The following is a 17,163-nucleotide window of genomic DNA, read 5'->3' as shown; positions in this document are numbered from 1 at the left end:
ACGTTATTTGCAACTGGGATACTCACCCGTAGGGCCCGATTCGCTTGCCGATGCTTCAGAAGGTTAACTACGAGGATGACGCCGAGACGGGTGACGATCGCCAGAGCAATCTCCTCAGGCCGTCATTCTATTGGGAGATCTTCAAGCGCAGGTTTCTGTATCTTCTGCTGCCGCTGATCGTGATCGTTTCTGCAGGCGCCGGCGTCGCTTTGGTCTGGCCGCCGACTTACCTGTCGGAAGGCAAGATCCTGGTTCAGTCGCAGCTGATTCCGACCGAGCTGGTGCGGCCGACTGTCACAAGCGCCGCTCAGGAACGTATCCAGGTGATCGAGCAGCGTCTGATGACGCGCGACAATCTGATCGCCATCGTCGACAAGTTCCAGCTGTTCCAAGCACAGCGGAACCTGATGTCGCCGACGCAGCTCGTCGACCTGATGAAGGCGAAGACCTCCATCACCATCATCAATCAGACGCTGTCGTTTTCCCGGCGCACCGAGAATCCCACGATTGTTTTCACCGTGGGATATGAGGATTCCAACCCGAACCTGGCCGCCGGCGTCGCCAACGAGCTGGTCACCCGAATTCTCAACGAAGATATCCGCGATCGAACCAGCCGCGCGTCGGATACCACCAAGTTCCTCGGGCGTGAGGTCGAGCGTCTTCAGGCGGAGAGTGCGGCCCTGGAATCGAAGATCGCCCAGGCCAAGGAAACCCAGGGCACCCCCAGCGCGGGCGCGATCGATCCGCTGGCGCAGATGCGGGCGGAATATGCGCAGAAGAGCGCGATCTATTCGGACAAGCATCCGATGATGAAAGCGCTCAAGCGGCAGATCGAGGCTGCCGAGAAGTCGCTGGCTCCGTCGAACTCTAATGGCGTGAACCTGGACGCGCTGCAGTCGCAGCGCGAGGCGATTCAGAAGAACCTCGAAAACGCCAGCGCCAAATATGCCGCGGCCCAGCTGGGCGAGGCCCTGGAGAAGAATCAGCAGTCGGAAAAATTCGAAGTCCTGGAGCAGCCCGCAGTTCCCCAGGAGCCGATTCGTCCCAACCGGCGCAAGATCCTCAGTCTCAGCCTGTTGCTCGGCTTGGGCGTCGGCGGCGGCTTGACCCTGCTGCTGGAGATGTTGGACAAGACGATTCGGCGCACCGCCGACATCTATGGTCTGTTCGACAGCCACTTTGTCGTGGCTCTTCCGTACATCGTGACCAAGGGCGAGGTGTTGCGAAGCAAGCGGCGTACGCGTCTCCTGATCGCCGCAGGCGTTGGTTTCGTGGTTTTGGTTGCCGTGCTTGCCTTTGTGCTGCTGCCTTGGGACCTGATGATCGCCAAAGCACGCGTCGGATTGTTTCGATAGCTTCAGTTGGAGAAGAGATTTTGGATCCGATAAGGCAGGCGCTCGAGCGAGCCAGGTCGGCGCGTTTGAGTTCGAAAGACGCTTCGCTTGATCCATTCACACCCGAGGCTTCGGCGGGCGCCGAAATCGTCTACCGTGAAGTCAAGCTCAGGGCGGCGCATCTCGAGTCCAAGCGGATCGTTGCCCACGATCCGATGCTGGAAAGCGGTCGCTATTACGACATGCTGAGAACCCAGGTGCTGCAGGCGATGGATGACCAGGGCTGGCAGATCCTGGCCATTACCTCGCCGACGGCGGGCTGCGGCAAGACGGTGACCGCATGCAACCTGGCCATGAGCATCGCCCGCCTGCCGGAGCGATCGGTGCTGCTCATCGACATGGACATGATGAAGCCCAAGGTCGCCGATTATCTCGGCATTGAGGCCAAGAACGGCATCCTGAGCGTGCTCCAGGTGCGAGCCGGACTCAGCAGCACGATGGTTCGGACCTCCATCCAGGACAATGAGTTGCTGGTTCTGCCTGGTGAAGTCTGCCGCTCCGGCTCGGCCGAGTGGATGGCGTCGCAGGCGATGACCTCGCTGATCGAGACCCTGAAGCGGGATTTCAGGTCTTACGTGATCATCCTGGATCTGCCGCCCGTCCTGATCGGCGATGACGTGCTCGCGATCCTGCCCTGGCTGGAATCGATTCTGCTGGTCACCGCGGTGGGAACGTCCACGCTGCCCGACATCAAGGAATGCTACAAGCACCTGAAGTCGGCTCCGATCGTCCGTGTCCTGGTGAACAAGGTCTCAGAACGAACCGAAAGCTATTACGGCTACGGCTATCATTATGGGTCGAGCTGAGGCTTCGCTTCGTCAGGGAGAGGTCTCGAGCAGGCCGGCCGGAATGAACTCGGCGATCCTGGCGGCCGGGACGAAATACTTCGCAAGGTCGAATATCGCGGGCTGCTGACCGCTGCCCGCCGCCGGTTGGAACGACTGCGAGATCTTCCGGCTCACGATGCCGAGGAGGCACTGCGCGTCCGCATCGAAGATGCCGGACCCCGAATTGCCGGTGCTCGCGACATCCTTGATCAGCGTATCGAACTTTCGCGCGTCCTGCGGCAGCCAGATCGGCGACAGGATCTCGGTCGCGACCTCCTGTTCCGGCGTGACGCTGATCACCCGTTCGCCAGGTGATGGAGGGGTTTTGCACAGGTCGATCCGCAGGCTTCGGATCTCCGGCGCCAGATCGTGATCGTCAATCGCAAGCAATGTCAGGTCGGAGGCTTCGAACGGCTCCTGCTTCACGATCCTGGCGGGCAGGCGCTTGCCTGCAATCGACACCAGTGGAACCTGCCACCTGTTTCCGACGACATGCGAGGCCGTCAGAACCCAGCCCTTCCCGAGATAGATCCCGCTGCCGATGCGGACCTCCTGGGCCGAGTTGATCGCCACCGCAAACGGCAGGAGCGAGCTTGGGCGGTCAGCGGCCCTGGTCGCAGCGACGGTCAAGCTGAAGCTGAATAACAGGCACCACCCGAAACATCTCGCGGCGCAGGAGAGGGCGGAGATCATGGTCCGTTCTCAGGTCGCGCCGACGAAGAACTTCTCATTGTTCGGGCCGATGGCCTTGATCAGATCCTGAATGAACCTGGCCTGCAGCCGGTAGGCGGCATCTTCGGAGATGCCCACGGTGGACACGCGAAACAGCGCCCCGTCGGGAATGAGGCCCATAAGGCCGTATTTCATGCGGGCAAGCTGCCGATCGAAAACGCCGGTGACGACGTCATTGCCGATGCGGATCCAGTAGGTCACCGGCTCAAAGCGCCCCTCTTTGGTGGCCGTGACCCGGCTCAGCGGCAAAGGACTGGCCTCGGAGCGGTAGGACACCGAGCTCAGCTTCTTCTCGGTGACACGAAAGCCGGCAGCGCCGTAGCAGACCTCGGGAAGGTGGGCCTTCAGGCGATAATCCTGCACCGGTCCATAAGCCACCAGCAGCATCACGATGTTGCCGGCGCGATCCATGTAGCCGCGTCCGACTTCCTGGCTGTAGATCTTGACCGACGCGTCCTCGACAAAGCCGCCGGGGTCCGGCGTGACCAGGCCGACATTCGGGACCAGGGTCCATTCGCCGAACTTGGTCGGGATGACCTGTTCGAGATTGGGCACGGTGGAGGCATTCGCCATCAGTTCCCGCGGCCGCAGCGTCTCGGCCAGAAGCGCTGCGCACAAGATGGCGAGCGCTGCGAGCAGAGCTTGAACCGGATTGACTTTCATCGCGGAGCCTCGGATACGAACCCGCAGGCCGTATAGCCGGACTGCCGCTGAATATCACCATAGAAGACCGATTTTCTCAAGTTTGGTCGAGGACCTCGACCGGTGCCGGAGATGGCGATACGAACGGGTCCGGTCAAATGTCGAGCGCGCGGCGAAGGCCGCTGGCGATGCGACAGAACGACCCGACAAAGCTACGCGACTTCGACAAAGGCATTTCTTCGTTTTGGAGCTATTTCATGAGCATGGTCAGGCTCAGCCGCGCGCGTCGTCTTGCTGCATCGATCGCATTATGCAGCGTCGCTCTGATTGGATGCAGCAAGAAGGCTGAGGAGAAGGCCGACGCGGCGAAGAGCCAGATCGTCGCGCGTCTCGGCGAGGATGTCGTCACCACGCAGGAGCTCGACAATGAGTTTCGCGTCGCTCAGGTGCCCGCCGACAAGCGCAAGGATCCCGCGGTGGTCCGGCAGGTGCTCGGAGAGCTGGTGTCGCGGAAATATCTCGTCCGCCAGGCCCTGGATGCCAAGCTCGACCGTGAGCCTACCGTTCTGCTCGATCTGCTGCGCGCGCGCGAGACGGTTCTTGCCAAGGCGGCGGCTTCGCGCGAAGTGGCCAAGAAGAGCTCGGCCATCGTGGGAAGCGATGTCGACGCCTATATCAGCAGCAATCCGATGAAATTCGCCAACCGCCAGGTTGCCAATATTGAGCAGATCGTGGTGCCGACCAATGCGGCCTCGCAGGATGTGTTCGAGGCGACACGCGAGATGAAGTCGCTCGACGAGGTGGCGCAGAAGCTGACGGCACTCGGAATCGCTCATTCGCGCTCCACTGGAGCCCTGAGCAGCGCCGATATCCCGGCTGATGTGTTCGATCGCATCAGGCAGCGTCAAGCGGATGATATCTTCCTGCTGCGGGGCCAGCCGAACAGCGTGTTCTTCAAGGTCAACGCGGTCGAGACCAGGCCGCTCGAGGGTGAGGCCGCAGCCCGGCTGGCGCGTCAGGCCATGCAGGTCGATCTCGCAAGGTCGGAGGCGAGCCTGGCGTCCGTCGAGGCCGTGCTGGCTGCCAAATATGAAGGCGACTATGCCGAGATCATGAAGCTTCAGGCTCCCAAATGATCTGAAACACGGGGGGCCGCAGCGCAGAAGCTGAGGATTGTCGCCGATCTGGGCCGTGATGACCATGAACGAACCGTTCGATATTCTGACTGTGTTCTGCTTCCTGGCGATGGTGATCGCGTTCTTCGTGTGGTCGGACCGGGAGCCGCGCACCCTGCTGCGGTTTGCGCTCAGCGCGGTTGCTTTCGCAGGCGCGAACCAGTTGGGCAACAATGGCTGGCCGCTGCCTGCCTTGCTGCTGATCGCAGCGGGCGCGGCCTATGCGTTTCTCACGGTCCGCGCCGGCTGAGGACGAAAGGTCGCGCGGCCGCGAAAACCACACACCGGGTGGTGCCATTGCGCTGCTTTCCGCCCGATGCTACGCCTTGGCGGCTTTCTGGTAAGAGATTTCGGGCGTAATGACCTATTTTGATACCAGTGCGGCGTCCTGGGCGCCTGCCTCGCGACGGTGGTTTTGGCCCGCAGTGATCGCCGTTTCATTTGCGATTGCTTACACGCCGACCTTCATCACTCTGGCCCAGGGACCCTGGCGGACCGAGCAGGAGGGGCATGGGCCGTTGATCATCGCCGCATCGGCATGGCTGGCTTGGCGGTCACGCGCGCTGATCTGGAATGCCGAACTACGTCCGGCTCCGCTGCCCGGCTGGATGTCCCTTTTGTCCGGGCTTTGCCTCCTGGTCCTGGCGCGCAACCAGGATGTCTGGTTTCTCGAGGTCGCCTCGGAAATCCCCGTCATCGCTGGCCTCGTGTTGTTGCTCGCCGGCTGGCGGCTGCTGCGGGTCCTGGCCTTCCCGATCGGCTTCCTGATCTTCTCGGCGCCTGCGCCAGGCTGGATGGTGGATGCCGCGACGATCCCGCTCAAGGTGTTCATCTCGGACTCCGTCACGCAGCTGCTCTACAGCGCCGGCTATCCGATCGCCCAGAACGGCGTCGTCATTCTGATCGGCCCCTATCAACTCCTGGTGCAGGATGCCTGCTCAGGCCTGAATTCGATCTTCGTTCTCTCGGCGCTGGGTGTCTTCTACGTCTACGCCTTCCGATGGAACGAGAAGATCAGGGCGATCGCTCTGCTGCTCCTGATCATCCCCATCACAGTGTTCGCGAATTTCCTGCGGGTCACCTCACTGGTGCTGATCGCCTATTACGGCGGCGTCGACAGGATGGAGGGACCGCTGCACGATCTGACCGGCGTCGCGCTGTTCGTCGTGGCCGTGGTCCTGATGTTCCTGGCCGACGGCGCGATCAGTCTGCTGATGAAGCTGTTCGGCCGGCGCAGCACGCGATTGGTCACGCCTTAGATAGATGATGCGTGTCGTGCTCTGGCGCTGAGTGATAGACCAGCACCTTTCCAGAGCAGCTACTATTTTTCAGAGGCTGTCTGCGCGGCTGCCGTACGATACACGGCCAGAATCTGCGCGATCTTTCGATCCCAATCGAAGTGATCGCGGGCGCGTTCGTAGCCGGCTTGGCCCAGCCGGCGACGCAGCGACGCCGAGGCCGCAAGCGTGCTCATGGCATTGGCGAAGCCGTTGATCAACGCTTCGCGGGAGTCCGGTTTCACCAAGATGCCGCAGCTGGAGTTGAGGTAGTCGATCGGTCCGCCCCAATCCGTGGCGATCACCGGCAGCGCCATGGCCATTGCCTCCAGCACCACCGCCCCGCCGCATTCGAACAGGCTGGGTAACACCAGCGCGTCCGACGCCCGCATTCGCTCTGCGCAGGCTTCCTGCGGCATCCAGCCGGAAAATGCGATCTGTGACGCGACGCCCCGGCTTTCGGCGAGGGCCTCCCAGCTCTTGCGCATCGGACCGTCGCCGACGATCTCGAGGGCGAGCGACGCGCGATCCGATAGTCGGGCCATCGCCTCGATGACGATGTCGACCGCCTTCCAGTCGACCAGGCGGCCGACGAAGATGAACTTCACCTTCGTCTCGTCGCTATCGTCCGTTTTGTTGGCGCGGCGCCAGATCGAAAAATCCACGCCGTTCTCGACGAGCTCGACGACCTTGCCTGTGACGCCCTTGGGCAAGGCACGGCGCGTGCGCTGATTCGCGACGAGAACGACGTCAGCGCGCAGCTTACCGGGAAAGATCGCATGGGCGAAGCGGGCAAGAAAGCGTCCAAACCTGAGTGCAACGATAGATAGAACGTCCTGCTCCCTGTGGAACGCGTCCGGATACTCCATTCCGCCATTGAGCGGTCCGACCACGACCGCGGTGCCCAGCCCGTACATCAAGGATGGCGTCTTCGGCGACACCGGGATCGGTTCATGAACGACGTCGACGCATCCTTGTTTCATGAGGTCACGGATCAGGCGGCGTTGCGCGACTTGCGTGCTGAGATGCACGAGCATGCCGCAGGTGATGTCCGCTACGCGTCTGGGAAGCAGGCGACTCAGCCGGTTCATGGCGCGGTGGAACGCTGTATCTGGCGCAAAATGCAGCCGGTCTGCGTGATGCGGAAATTCGTGAGACAGCTCTTCGCGGTTGCGCGCATGGGCGACGAGATGCACGTCCTCTCCGCGGGCCAGCAGCAGCCTGAAATAGTTGAACGGGATGAACGCTTCGCCGCCGAACCGGCGAGATGCATTGCTGGCGACGATGACGATGCGCATGAGCTGGCTTTTTGCGGTGGATCGATCGGCTTCCGGCGCGGCGGCCGCTGTTGAGAGGGTGGTGTTGGAAGAGGCGGTGTTGGACGTGGATCCGCCTGCGCGTCTCGTGATCATCGCCCTCAATATCTCGCGACAATCTAGCGGCTGACTGGCGCCATTACCATCCCGCGATGAGTTGCCTGGCCTCAAACTCGAGACGCGGCGCGTTCGCCTCGAGTTCGGTCTGAACCTTCCGCAGGTCATCGTCGCGATAGAAGAAGTCCGAGCAGCGGGAATTGTAGTCCACGACGAGCAGGTTCAGATGACGGGCCTGTTCCGGCGTCTTGATCCATTGCTTGATCAGCCGCAGCCGTTCCTTCTGGAAATGACAATAGCGGACCGCGTCCAATTCCAGGCGTTGTCCGGTGCCGACCGGCGGCTTCGTCTGGAGGGCCAGGGGAGGCGGGTCGGCGGTTGCGGCCGATGACGTGAAATCCGACGAAATGCCGCGGAGCCAATGCGCGCTGAGGTTGATCGCGGCGCCACCGAGCATGATGGCGACCAGGCCGGCCGCGCCGAGCGCCAACGGGCGCAACAGCCGTCGGCGCAGGCTGGGGCGCGCACTTTTCTTTCGACGCAGGCCCATTCGACGGATGCGTCCGAGAAGAACGTCGGCCAGACGACGGCGTCGGGTCACTGGCTTGGCGGGCGGCGCGACCGGCTTGCGGCTGCTCTGGGGAGGCACGGCTCCAACGAAGGATTGCATGAACTTCAGGCTGTTCCGCATCTCCTTGAGCAGCGCGGGAGGCGCCGCGTTCGCCTCGCCATAGACGATCAATCCGGAGATGAGTGCGATCACCGCTTTGCCCGCTTGCGGCGCGTTGCTCAGGCTGAGCGTGAACTGATGCATCCTCTTCCAGCCCAGCTCGCGCGAGGCCGGCTCGGCGATCTTGGTGGTCTGGACAAAGGCATTCCAAAGGGCGCGTGCGGGCCCGACAGACCGCTCGCCGAAGCCGGAGCTTTCCAACGCTGCAATGATGTCCGGGAGATTGGCTTGCGCGCTCTCGATCGCCGTACTCAGCTCTTCGAGCTGGGCCGTCACGGCCAGTCGGGACAGCAGGCGGGCGTCGGCGCTCAGCTGGTCCATCGTGGTCGGGACGGCAGCGAAGATCACGCTGCTGGCATCGCTGATTGCCAATGCGGCCTTGGATTCGCCGGCCTGCGCGAGGAATGCAATGAGTTCACGGATCGCGCCGAGCGGCGTATCGAAGTCGACATCTGGGCCGGATGTGAGCTGCCGAGCCAGCAGCGGGCGGCAAAGCGACGTCCAGAGATGAACGGATTCCCTGAGGCGCTCCTGCAGCGCCACGTCTTTCGGGTGCTCATGCAGCAACGCGCAGACCCGTTCGATGAAACCTCCGGCATCCCGGCGCGGTCCGTCGATCGCGCTCTGGTAGTTGTCGAGCAGCACGTCAAGCCGCGTCCAGCGATGGGTGTCCTTTGCCGAGAGGATTTGGATGGCGCAGTCCAGCATCGCCGGCGCGGCGTCCCAGACCGTCTCATAGCCGTCGAGCGCAGCTGCCAGATGCAATTCGAGAACAGGCCCCAGCACAGCATGGACATTGGCGAGCGACGGAGGCGGAAGCTCCGCGCTCTGACGCGCGGCCTTGAGATTCGCATAGACCTCGTTGACGTCGATCGCGGCCTGGGCCGAGATCAGATCGGTGAGCAGTTCGCCGGGCGCGGGTCGATGGCTTGCGAGATGCGCAAGAAGATTGGCGCGATCGAGCGGAGCCAAGCTCTGCGCAAAGGACAGCGCATCGTCGAGCGGAACATCGTTGTCGAGCGCAAGATAGAATGCCGTCGTCTCGGTGGGCGAGCAGCTCAGCGGATATGTCAGTTCGTGGAAGAGGCGCGTGTTGAGGTCGGAGAGAGCGTCGTGCGCTGCCAGGATCTCGCTCGGCGAAGCGATATGCGCCTCTTGAGCAAGATGAAGGGCCTCGCTCACAGCTTGCTTGGAGGCCGCGGGATCGATGCGCAGGAGTCGAAACGGCTGCGTGAGAAGGTCAAAGTGACTGGGCGTTCGCGTGGGATCCACGGCCATATCGACAAAAAATACTCAGCGGGACAACGACGGTCGCCACAATAGGGTCGTAGCTCGACATAAAACACGTGGAAATATTCACCGCAATTGAACTAGTCAGTGTTCCGCCAAGTCTATTATAATACCGCCAGGCCTCATCAGATGTCCGCAGGCCAAGCCGCGCCGCTGCCGAATTTTCTTGCGGATTCAATAGTTAATTCGCGCGGCTTGATGTTGATAACCGCTGCCGTCAGCCAAAATTACCGCCAAATCCCGCGATTGCAGGATGTTGCTGCATGAGCACAGCTAACAGTTCGTGTCCTTGTCATGGCGAGAAGGCGGCTATCGAACCTTGCTTTCGCGCCACCGAGACGGTAATCAAGATGCGCCGCGTTAGGAATTCATTTATCACAATCTCAATATGGGGGTCGCGTAATGCGAAAATCATTGGCTCTGCTGGCATTGACTGCCGCATGCATCGCTTCCGTCCAGGCCAAGGCTGCCACGGTTACGCTGAACGCGCTGGCCTTTGGAACCAACACGTCCCCGGTCATCTCAAACCAGATCACCGAGAATTTCGACAGCCGCACCGCGGGAACCCTCGCGAACTTCACCAACGGTTCCCTCTCCTTCGTGTCTCAGAATGCGACGATTCAGAACGGATCGGTGCCTGGTCAGTTCGCGGCGCCCTATTTCCAGGGTGGCGCTGACACCTCGAATTATCTGAACGTGTTCGGTGGGGCGACCGAGACGATCAAGCTGAGCAATTCCGTCGGTACCTATTTTGGTCTGTATATCGGCTCCTTGGACACCTACAATTCGATCGCGTTCTACAAGAACAATGTCCTGATCGAGAGCTTCAGTGGCACGCAGATCGCGTCGCTGACGGGCCTGACCGCATCGTCCTATCCGAACTCCACGGCGACCAATGCGAACCGTTACGTCGAGTTCAAATTCGACCCCAGCGCGTATTTCGACACGATCGTGCTCGGCAGCGGCACGAATTCGTTGGAAATCGACAACGTGACCGTTGGTCTGAACACGATGACGAACGGTGTTCCTGAGGCCTCCACCTGGATGATGATGATCCTGGGCTTCCTGAGCGTCGGCCTGATCGGCTATCGCCGGCGCGGCAGCGGTGTCGCTCTGCGCCTGGTGTGATCAGACGGCTCAACGAATGTTCTGAAAGCTGCCCTTCGGGGCAGCTTTTTTATTTGCCGCAGCCCGGCATCTTTGTCCTGGTGCTGTGCGGGTCTATCGAATTCGGCCCATGCCGCAGACGCCGATGACCATGTCCTTCAATCGCGACAGCGTAGGCGAGGGCGCGTGCGCGTCGGTCGTAGCTATTCGGTTGAACTGGATGAACTGACCCATGCGGGTCTGGAAGTTCTCGCCTGTGTAGATGTTGATTCGGGTCTGGAGCTGCTGCCAACGTTGCCGGTAGACATGCGCGGCCCTTCGGGCTCTCTCCGCGATGTCCCCTTGGTGGGGCGCGCTCAGCCGGTCGAAAATGGCTTCCAGGGCCTGATAGAATTCGACCCGCGATCGATGGCGGGAGAGGGGCGCCTCGAGCGCCGCGCCGATGCGCTCGACCAGTCCACGCTTTCGGGAGCCGAACGCGTTGCCTTGGTGCTGCCGATACAGGCAGAGGGGTTCATCGATATGTGAGACGCGGCCGAGAGCCGCCCCGAAGGCGTAGATCCAGGTGTCGTGCGACAACGGACGTTCGGGCGATTCGGGTTGGCGCGGGCGTTCTTCGGGTGGGACGAGCTCCAGCAGCCGCCGGTCGAACATCATGGTGTTTCCCCAGCCGAGGCCGACATAGGGATCGAGCTCCAGCGGCTCGCAGACCCGGGATGCCGTGATCCCTTGCGTCAGCAATCCCCTGGGCGCGAGCGCGACGTCGGTCAAGACAGAGGTGTGCAGAGCCACCCACGAATCGTCCTGTTGCAGCCGGCGCTGCGCGAGCTCGAGTTTCGTCGGACGCCAGACATCGTCCTGGTCGGAGAAGGCGATGAAGCGGCCGGAGCAGGCGCGCGCCGCCCGGAAGAAATTATCGGCAAAGCCGAGATGCGGCTCGCCCGAGATGATTCGGACCGGAAACGGCGCCGTCTTGGCGAACTTCGCAAGGATGTCGAGGGTGGCGTCCTGGGAGCCATCGTCGCTGACGATGAGTTCGTCGGGGACCACCGTCTGGCTGACATAGCTCGAGAGCTGTTCGTTCAGGAACTGAGAGCCATTGAAGGTCGCGAGGGCGATGGAAATGTTGGTCATGGCAGATCAGTTTTCCGGGGCGAGCGCGCAGGCGAATGGCCCCGCCCTGTTGATAACGGGCCTCCGTGGCCGGGTGCCAACGCATCCTCGCGGGCGTCCTGCTGGCCAAAGCCGCACTTCAAGCACGGAACGTAAGGGGGCGGATCGAGGAAACGAGTTCGCGCTGACAGGAGCTTTCAATCCGGCTCAATGCCCAAAGGGCAGCTGTGTGAATGAGAGGATTGGGAGGGAGTATAGAGGGCGTCGGGAAAAAGTCCTAGCGTCAAGCCACGATCCCGCGCCCCAAGTGGCGGTGAGGCGGCGCAGATCTGTGTGACCCGTCAAATGGTTGCTCAGGCCACGTGCCGGCGCAGGCGGGGTGTTCGGACGTCCGCGAATGCCTGCATCGACGCCTTGTTGGACAGCTTCATGGCCGGCTGGCGCGGCGGTCCAAAGGTGGTCCTGACGACCAGCCCGATGAAATAGCAGGATTGGATGATGATCTGGGCGAAGACGACGACCAGCGTCGCTTCCAGAAGGCCAGAGCCCTGCTCGACGGAGAAGGTGACCGTTCCCAGGAACACCAGCATCACGATCGGCAGCAGAGCCCACACCCTGGACGTGAGGCCAAGCCCAAGTCCCAAGGTGGCAAGTGCAATCGCAGCATATCCCATGGCCGTACCCCAACCGAATTTTGACAATACCACGATTCGGAGGTTTGAAAATACCGCACATTTACCGCCAAGTTTCCTCGGGTGCGGCCACAACGAGGCGTATCGCGTTCCAGCTTCTACCGAATTTCCTAGCAAAACCTTAACTGCGACTGCCGCGTGTGCGAGAGGTGGTGGGAGGGTGCCGAAGCACGTCCAGAAAGGAGGCTCTAATATAAATACATCTTTTGGTTGTGTTTCGGTGGGCGCAACCTTCGGTCGTGACTGGTGGGCTGAATTCTTAGTTGCGAGTGGTTGCCAATTCGTCACTCGTGGTGTGGTGGTCTGTGGCGCATCTGCAACTTGCTGCTCAAAACTGGTGCGTTTTTGCCACTGCGCTCTTTCGGCAGCTACGTCGGCCCTGTAGGGTCCGTCGATGTGGGGAACCGGCCCGGCCAATTGCGTGGGCTGGAATCAGTGAGTCGACGGGAAAACATGGCATCCGAGAGGGCACTCTTCAGGACCGGGGCCGGCAAACTTGCCACGCTCACGCCGTCCTGCTCTGCAGGTTCGATGAACGCCGTTCGGGCGCTGTCTGCAACCTTTGGAAGTCTCAAATTTCTGTCGCGAGCTGCTGTGGCGCTCACGATCGCCATGATCCTGCCGGGATGCGCCGTTCTGCCCGGAACCGGGCCGAAAAGCGACGCTATCGAGGCCACGGCGACTGCCGGCCTGCGTTCAACCGCTGCTCTGCCCTATGCCTTGGTGGATGTGAGCGCGGATACGATCGGCTTCCTGTCGCAGCCCAATCTCATCAGCTTCCAGGGCGCCTTCCCCGACAAGCGGCCAAAGCCGGTCCAGGTCGCGGGTGTCGGCGACGTCCTGAACGTTTCGATCTTTGAGGCCGCGCCAGGCGGCCTGTTCACGCCCGCGACCGCGGCCGGCGCGCGTCCGGGCAACTTTGTCGATCTGCCACCGCAGGCAGTCGACCAGAAGGGCAATATCTACGTGCCCTACGCCGGAGAGATTCCGGCTGCAGCGCGGACCTTGCCCGAAATCCAGCAGGCCATCGTGGCGCGCCTGCGCAACCGCGCGATCGAGCCGCAGGTTGTCGTCAGCCTCAATCAGCAGCATTCGAGCGTCGTCAGCGTCCTCGGCGACGTCAACACGCCCGGCGTGCTGGCACTGAACAGCGTCGGTGAGCGACTTCTGGCTCTGATCGCTCGGGCTGGCGGTCCAAAATACGAAGCCATTGAGAGCTACATCACGCTGCAGCGCGATGGGAAGCGCGTGAAGGTGCTGCTCAGCCGGGTTGTCCATGACCCCAACGAGAACATCTTCATCCGCCCGAACGACGTGATCTTCGTCACCCGGGAATCGCCGACCTTTACGGCGCTGGGCGCGCTCAATCAGAACGTGTTCGGCTTCAACTCCGAGATCACCTTCGATACGGAGACGCTGACCCTCGCGCAGGCGATCGGCAAGGCCGGCGGCCTGAACGACAACCAGTCCGATCCGGCTGAAGTCTTCATCTATCGCTATGAGGAGCGGTCGCTGCTGCAGAAGCTGGGCATCGATACGGCGCGCTTCTCCTATGACCGTATCCCGACGATCTATCACGTGAATCTGCGTGATCCGTCCGGGCTGCTTCTGGCGTCGGGCTTCCAGATGCGCACCAAGGACGTGATGTACGTCGCCAACGCGAAGGTGGTCGACTACTACAAGCTCCTGACCTTGATCAACAACACGGCGAACGCGACCGGAAATACGGCGGCTGCGGTCACCAACGTGAATACGGCGGTCAAGACGAGGTGGTGACCCTGACACGCTCGAGCCCTGCCGAATCCTGATCGGTTGAACTTCCGAATTGGTTTTCGGCATGGCGAGGTCGTTGCAGCTCTGGTTGACTCTTGGAGCATTTGGGCTTGCCCCGTTGTTCTTCGGTTCGGTCGACCAACTCGCCACCGCGATCTGGGTGGTGGTTCTGTCCCTCGGCGTCATTCTCGGGCTGAGCGTTCCTCTCGGCCCTCTTCAGGCGCGGTTGCTCCTGGTCTTTCTGGTCGGCTGCGGCGTCTATGCCGGGGTCGCCATCCTGCAGATCGTCCCGAATCTGTCCGACCGGCTTGCCGATGCCAATTGGGGCAAAGCCAATGAGCTGCTGGGCCTCCAGCTGCCTGCGAAGGTTTCTGCGCGTGCGCAGATCCCGCGCGAGGCGGTCGGGCATTTTCTGCTCTTCGTCGCCGGCGTCCTGAACGGCTTTTTCGTCGGCGTCTCGCGCCGGCGGACTGATAAGCTGTTTCGCGTCGCGCGCTACGTCATCCTGGTCTACGCGGCCTATGGCATCGCCGCGCTCGTGGTCACGCCGAACTTGGTGCTGTGGGCGCCCAAGGAGGCGTATCACGGCATGCTGACGGCGACCTTCATCAATCACAACACGGCCGCGACCTTCATCGGGGCCGGCTTCATCCTGTGGCTCTGCCGGGCGGTTCTCTCGCTAAAGGCCATCGAAGCGCCGTCGATTCGCTTCCTGCTGCTGATGCCGTGGAATGAGACCTTCGCCTACAGGGCTTTGCTCCTGTTCGCGGCCGCCTTGCTGTGCCTGTTCGCCGAGCTCCTGACCAGCTCGCGGGGCGGATTGATCTGCACCTGTCTCGGCGCTTTCCTGGCCATGTTCCTTCTCGTCAGGAAGACGTTCGACTTCCGCCTCTCTTATGCGCTCCCGGCCGGAGTGCTGGTGCTCGGCGTCATCGCCGTGTGGCTCGGGCAGAGTGGCCGGATCGGCAGCCAGGGCCTGTTCGACGACAGCCGCTTCAGGGTCTATGGCGCCACCGTCGACGCGATGCTCGCCCGTCCTGTTCTCGGTTACGGCGCCGGGACGTTCGCGGATATCTTTCCATCGGTGCGAAGCGACGATCTGAGCAGCTGGGGCGTATGGGAGTACGCGCATTCAACGTTGCTGGAGATCGCATTGGAGATGGGGCTTCCGGTCGCGGTCATGATTCTGGCCGCGGCGCTCGGATCAGTCGTCATCCTGGTGCGCTATGCCCAGAGAACCAAGGATCGCAGCGAAGGCTCGGCCTGCGCCGTCCTTGGCGTCGTCGCGCTCACCTATCTGCACTCACTGATCGACTTCTCGCTCCAGATCCCGGGCTATCTGATCCCGTTCTCGATCCTGCTTGGATCCGGCCTGGCGCGGGCGACCGCCGAGCACGCAGAAAGTGCTCCGGCTGCGTAGATCGCCATGGATCAGTTGGGATCCCATGACGATGGACACGGTCGTGAAGGAGGCCGAACGCGGATGTTTAGCGGCCGGCGATACGGATGTGATGGGCCCGCGACAGCGTGGAGGCGTCCGGCTTGACCTCGCTCCAGAACCGCGCGTCACGCGCCGATTGGATCTTGATCCAGGCGTAGTTGGTGCTCTCCCAATTCCTGATGGTCTCGGTGAGATTATCGAGCACCAGGTCGCCCTTGGTCGTCGCGACCACAAGAACCAGATGACCGACCCCGGACGACGTCCTGACGACCGACAGCCGAAGTGCTCTCGGCGGAATGCCGTTCTGCACGAGCTCGTGGCGCTTGGTCACCGCATAGTCGTTGCAGTCGCCAGCGCCGGGGGCGATGGTCCAGCCATCTGACAGGTTGGTGTCGTAGCTCTTGTTCGCCGGCGCGATCGCGACATTGACGTCGCGGTTGACCCGGACGAGCAGGTCGAACGTGTTGGGGTCGAGGTCGACACGGCTTCGGCCCTCGGCGACCGGTTTGCACTCCGAAGGATAGCGGATGCAGAAGCGCACATGCTGAAACGGCGCCAGCGTCGGCCCTCCCTCGGAGATCGCGGATTGCTGAACAGGCTCGTGTGACACCCGGTTACGCGCCAGGGCATCGCCACTGAGGACGATCGCGCCCAGAAGGGTCGACATGAATACCGTGTAGATTTGAGCCATGCGCGACACCTCAATGAGCAACATGCGACCGCAGCGCGTACGCCGTTCGTGATCATTGTCCCGCAAGGGTGTAAATTTTTGCCTAGGGCGGGGCAGGTAATTGTCTGTGACAAGCAATTGTCAGGCCGGCTATCATCAATGATAGCGGCCGCCGCGCTCCTGGTCTGCATCTTGAGGTGCGTTGGTCGCTGACTTCGCGGCGAAGTTCGCCGATCTACGCACGATCGTCCGTCCGCCGCCACGCAGGCTGTGAGTTCGCTGGCCGGATGGTTGGTTGGGTCGGGCTAAGGACTATGCTTGTGGGAGCGATCTGCTCAAGCGCGCCATTGGCGAGATCGCGGCCTCCGCTCCGGCGCATCATGCGCTCGGTCGTGGCGAGCGGTCATCAGGCAGGACTTCGGAGCAGGTCCTTGCCGGTGAGTGACTTGCCGGTGAGTGATCAGAACGCCGACGTCCAGATCCTCTCGACGGCAGAGACTGCGCTCAGCACCACTTCCATGGCGCCCCAGCCAAGCAGCCCCAGCCACAGCGTCATGGCCGTCAGGATGGTCAGGACAAGCACCGCGATAGAGATTTTCCGCCTCAATGCCAACGACGTCCCCTTTTGGCCGCGCGGCCCTTTGGTGTGATCTGCGGATTGGAAATCGCTCATCGGCTCATTCTTCGCGGCTTGTGCAGGGGTACGCGCAATGCGAGAAACGAGCAATGTTTTCAAAGAATTAACGTAAAGCGGTCGTGCCTTCCCGAGCTCAGAACTGCACGATCTCCATGGGTGACCCAGAGGCCGTGCCGGATCGACATGTCGTTGCAATGATGTCGGGGAAGGGGCGGTCTGCCCGCCCAGGACAATTTAACAGGCCGTTGGCAGGCTGCTCTTCGTCGCAATCGCGGCAGGCGCCCCGCAAG

17 protein-coding genes are annotated in these 17,163 nt (G+C 61.8%); 9 read left to right on the top strand and 8 right to left on the bottom strand.

Annotated features, from left to right (window positions below; all coding sequences use genetic code 11):
* Positions 1 to 50: 50 nt before the first annotated feature.
* Both ACVIJ6_RS06405 and ACVIJ6_RS06400 read left to right on the top strand, forming a co-directional pair.
* A complete protein-coding gene (locus ACVIJ6_RS06405; RefSeq protein WP_456771985.1) occupies positions 51 to 1,355 on the top strand; it encodes a GumC family protein in 1,305 nt (434 codons plus the stop codon).
* The gene (locus tag ACVIJ6_RS06400) at positions 1,310 to 2,200 is read left to right on the top strand and encodes a CpsD/CapB family tyrosine-protein kinase (RefSeq protein WP_456771984.1); all 891 of its coding nucleotides are present in this window, start codon (positions 1,310 to 1,312) and stop codon (positions 2,198 to 2,200) included. Before ACVIJ6_RS06405 ends, ACVIJ6_RS06400 begins: the two co-directional genes overlap by 46 nt.
* 12 nt (positions 2,201 to 2,212) lie before the next feature.
* Here ACVIJ6_RS06400 and ACVIJ6_RS06395 read toward each other — a convergent pair whose 3' ends face one another.
* Positions 2,213 to 2,851: a S1 family peptidase gene (locus ACVIJ6_RS06395; protein WP_456771983.1), complete on the bottom strand. Its 639-nt coding sequence runs from the start codon at positions 2,849 to 2,851 to the stop codon at positions 2,213 to 2,215.
* A gap of 72 nt (positions 2,852 to 2,923) precedes the next feature.
* Positions 2,924 to 3,616, bottom strand: coding sequence for an exosortase-associated protein EpsI, V-type (gene epsI, locus ACVIJ6_RS06390; protein WP_456771982.1), 693 nt, complete (start codon positions 3,614 to 3,616; stop codon positions 2,924 to 2,926).
* A gap of 236 nt (positions 3,617 to 3,852) precedes the next feature.
* On the opposite strand from epsI, the gene ACVIJ6_RS06385 reads away from it, so the two are divergent.
* The 3 genes from ACVIJ6_RS06385 (at position 3,853) to xrt (ending at position 6,029) form a co-directional block, all read left to right on the top strand.
* Positions 3,853 to 4,731, top strand: a complete 879-nt coding sequence (locus ACVIJ6_RS06385; RefSeq protein ID WP_456771981.1) for a hypothetical protein — start codon at positions 3,853 to 3,855, stop codon at positions 4,729 to 4,731.
* A gap of 37 nt (positions 4,732 to 4,768) precedes the next feature.
* On the top strand, positions 4,769 to 5,020 hold the full coding sequence (locus ACVIJ6_RS06380) for an XrtV sorting system accessory protein (RefSeq protein ID WP_250172487.1): 252 nt from the start codon (positions 4,769 to 4,771) through the stop codon (positions 5,018 to 5,020).
* A 175-nt stretch (positions 5,021 to 5,195) separates the two neighbouring features.
* Entirely contained in the window at positions 5,196 to 6,029 is an 834-nt protein-coding gene (gene xrt / locus ACVIJ6_RS06375) for an exosortase (RefSeq protein WP_456771980.1), read from the top strand.
* A 62-nt stretch (positions 6,030 to 6,091) separates the two neighbouring features.
* On the opposite strand, the gene ACVIJ6_RS06370 is transcribed toward xrt, so the two are convergent.
* Complete coding sequence (locus tag ACVIJ6_RS06370) at positions 6,092 to 7,345, bottom strand: glycosyltransferase family 4 protein (protein WP_456771979.1); 1,254 nt, start codon at positions 7,343 to 7,345, stop codon at positions 6,092 to 6,094.
* On the opposite strand from ACVIJ6_RS06370, the gene ACVIJ6_RS06365 reads away from it, so the two are divergent.
* Positions 7,344 to 7,493, top strand: coding sequence for a hypothetical protein (locus tag ACVIJ6_RS06365; RefSeq protein ID WP_456771978.1), 150 nt, complete (start codon positions 7,344 to 7,346; stop codon positions 7,491 to 7,493). The two genes, ACVIJ6_RS06370 and ACVIJ6_RS06365, sit on opposite strands and share 2 nt — an antisense overlap.
* A 9-nt stretch (positions 7,494 to 7,502) precedes the next feature.
* Here ACVIJ6_RS06365 and ACVIJ6_RS06360 read toward each other — a convergent pair whose 3' ends face one another.
* Positions 7,503 to 9,332: a hypothetical protein gene (locus ACVIJ6_RS06360; protein WP_456771977.1), complete on the bottom strand. Its 1,830-nt coding sequence runs from the start codon at positions 9,330 to 9,332 to the stop codon at positions 7,503 to 7,505.
* Between the two features lie 510 nt (positions 9,333 to 9,842).
* Between ACVIJ6_RS06360 and ACVIJ6_RS06355 the strand changes: the two genes are divergently transcribed.
* The gene (locus ACVIJ6_RS06355) at positions 9,843 to 10,568 is read left to right on the top strand and encodes an Npun_F0296 family exosortase-dependent surface protein (protein ID WP_456771976.1); all 726 of its coding nucleotides are present in this window, start codon (positions 9,843 to 9,845) and stop codon (positions 10,566 to 10,568) included.
* A gap of 93 nt (positions 10,569 to 10,661) precedes the next feature.
* Here the strand turns inward: ACVIJ6_RS06355 and ACVIJ6_RS06350 are convergent, their stop codons facing one another.
* Together ACVIJ6_RS06350 and ACVIJ6_RS06345 are read right to left on the bottom strand one after the other, a co-directional pair.
* Positions 10,662 to 11,681, bottom strand: coding sequence for a glycosyltransferase family 2 protein (locus ACVIJ6_RS06350; RefSeq protein WP_456771975.1), 1,020 nt, complete (start codon positions 11,679 to 11,681; stop codon positions 10,662 to 10,664).
* A 332-nt stretch (positions 11,682 to 12,013) separates the two neighbouring features.
* Complete coding sequence (locus ACVIJ6_RS06345; protein WP_012041329.1) at positions 12,014 to 12,334, bottom strand: hypothetical protein; 321 nt, start codon at positions 12,332 to 12,334, stop codon at positions 12,014 to 12,016.
* Positions 12,335 to 12,946: 612 nt separating this feature from the next.
* On the opposite strand from ACVIJ6_RS06345, the gene ACVIJ6_RS06340 reads away from it, so the two are divergent.
* Together ACVIJ6_RS06340 and ACVIJ6_RS06335 are read left to right on the top strand one after the other, a co-directional pair.
* On the top strand, positions 12,947 to 14,128 hold the full coding sequence (locus tag ACVIJ6_RS06340; protein ID WP_456771974.1) for a polysaccharide biosynthesis/export family protein: 1,182 nt from the start codon (positions 12,947 to 12,949) through the stop codon (positions 14,126 to 14,128).
* A gap of 61 nt (positions 14,129 to 14,189) precedes the next feature.
* Complete coding sequence (locus ACVIJ6_RS06335; protein WP_456771973.1) at positions 14,190 to 15,545, top strand: O-antigen ligase family protein; 1,356 nt, start codon at positions 14,190 to 14,192, stop codon at positions 15,543 to 15,545.
* Between the two features lie 67 nt (positions 15,546 to 15,612).
* Here the strand turns inward: ACVIJ6_RS06335 and ACVIJ6_RS06330 are convergent, their stop codons facing one another.
* Together ACVIJ6_RS06330 and ACVIJ6_RS06325 are read right to left on the bottom strand one after the other, a co-directional pair.
* On the bottom strand, positions 15,613 to 16,257 hold the full coding sequence (locus ACVIJ6_RS06330) for a transglutaminase-like cysteine peptidase (protein ID WP_456771972.1): 645 nt from the start codon (positions 16,255 to 16,257) through the stop codon (positions 15,613 to 15,615).
* Between the two features lie 439 nt (positions 16,258 to 16,696).
* Complete coding sequence (locus ACVIJ6_RS06325) at positions 16,697 to 16,909, bottom strand: hypothetical protein (RefSeq protein ID WP_041750337.1); 213 nt, start codon at positions 16,907 to 16,909, stop codon at positions 16,697 to 16,699.
* Positions 16,910 to 17,163 lie beyond the last annotated feature (254 nt).

This window comes from Bradyrhizobium sp. USDA 4369, from assembly GCF_054056435.1.
Note: the sequence above shows the minus strand (reverse complement) of the source record. Positions and strands in the feature narration are given on the sequence as shown.

What these genes read in the sequence shown, in the direction of transcription:
- ACVIJ6_RS06405 (WP_456771985.1), top strand. Translation starts at nt 51, where the DNA reads ATGCTTCAGAAGGTTAACTACGAGGATGACGCCGAGACGGGTGACGAT.
- epsI (WP_456771982.1), bottom strand. Translation starts at nt 3,616, where the DNA reads ATGAAAGTCAATCCGGTTCAAGCTCTGCTCGCAGCGCTCGCCATCTTG.
- ACVIJ6_RS06385 (WP_456771981.1), top strand. Translation starts at nt 3,853, where the DNA reads ATGAGCATGGTCAGGCTCAGCCGCGCGCGTCGTCTTGCTGCATCGATC.
- ACVIJ6_RS06365 (WP_456771978.1), top strand. Translation starts at nt 7,344, where the DNA reads ATGAGCTGGCTTTTTGCGGTGGATCGATCGGCTTCCGGCGCGGCGGCC.
- ACVIJ6_RS06370 (WP_456771979.1), bottom strand. Translation starts at nt 7,345, where the DNA reads ATGCGCATCGTCATCGTCGCCAGCAATGCATCTCGCCGGTTCGGCGGC.
- ACVIJ6_RS06355 (WP_456771976.1), top strand. Translation starts at nt 9,843, where the DNA reads ATGCGAAAATCATTGGCTCTGCTGGCATTGACTGCCGCATGCATCGCT.
- ACVIJ6_RS06350 (WP_456771975.1), bottom strand. Translation starts at nt 11,681, where the DNA reads ATGACCAACATTTCCATCGCCCTCGCGACCTTCAATGGCTCTCAGTTC.
- ACVIJ6_RS06345 (WP_012041329.1), bottom strand. Translation starts at nt 12,334, where the DNA reads ATGGGATATGCTGCGATTGCACTTGCCACCTTGGGACTTGGGCTTGGC.
- ACVIJ6_RS06335 (WP_456771973.1), top strand. Translation starts at nt 14,190, where the DNA reads ATGGCGAGGTCGTTGCAGCTCTGGTTGACTCTTGGAGCATTTGGGCTT.
- ACVIJ6_RS06330 (WP_456771972.1), bottom strand. Translation starts at nt 16,257, where the DNA reads ATGGCTCAAATCTACACGGTATTCATGTCGACCCTTCTGGGCGCGATC.
- ACVIJ6_RS06325 (WP_041750337.1), bottom strand. Translation starts at nt 16,909, where the DNA reads ATGAGCGATTTCCAATCCGCAGATCACACCAAAGGGCCGCGCGGCCAA.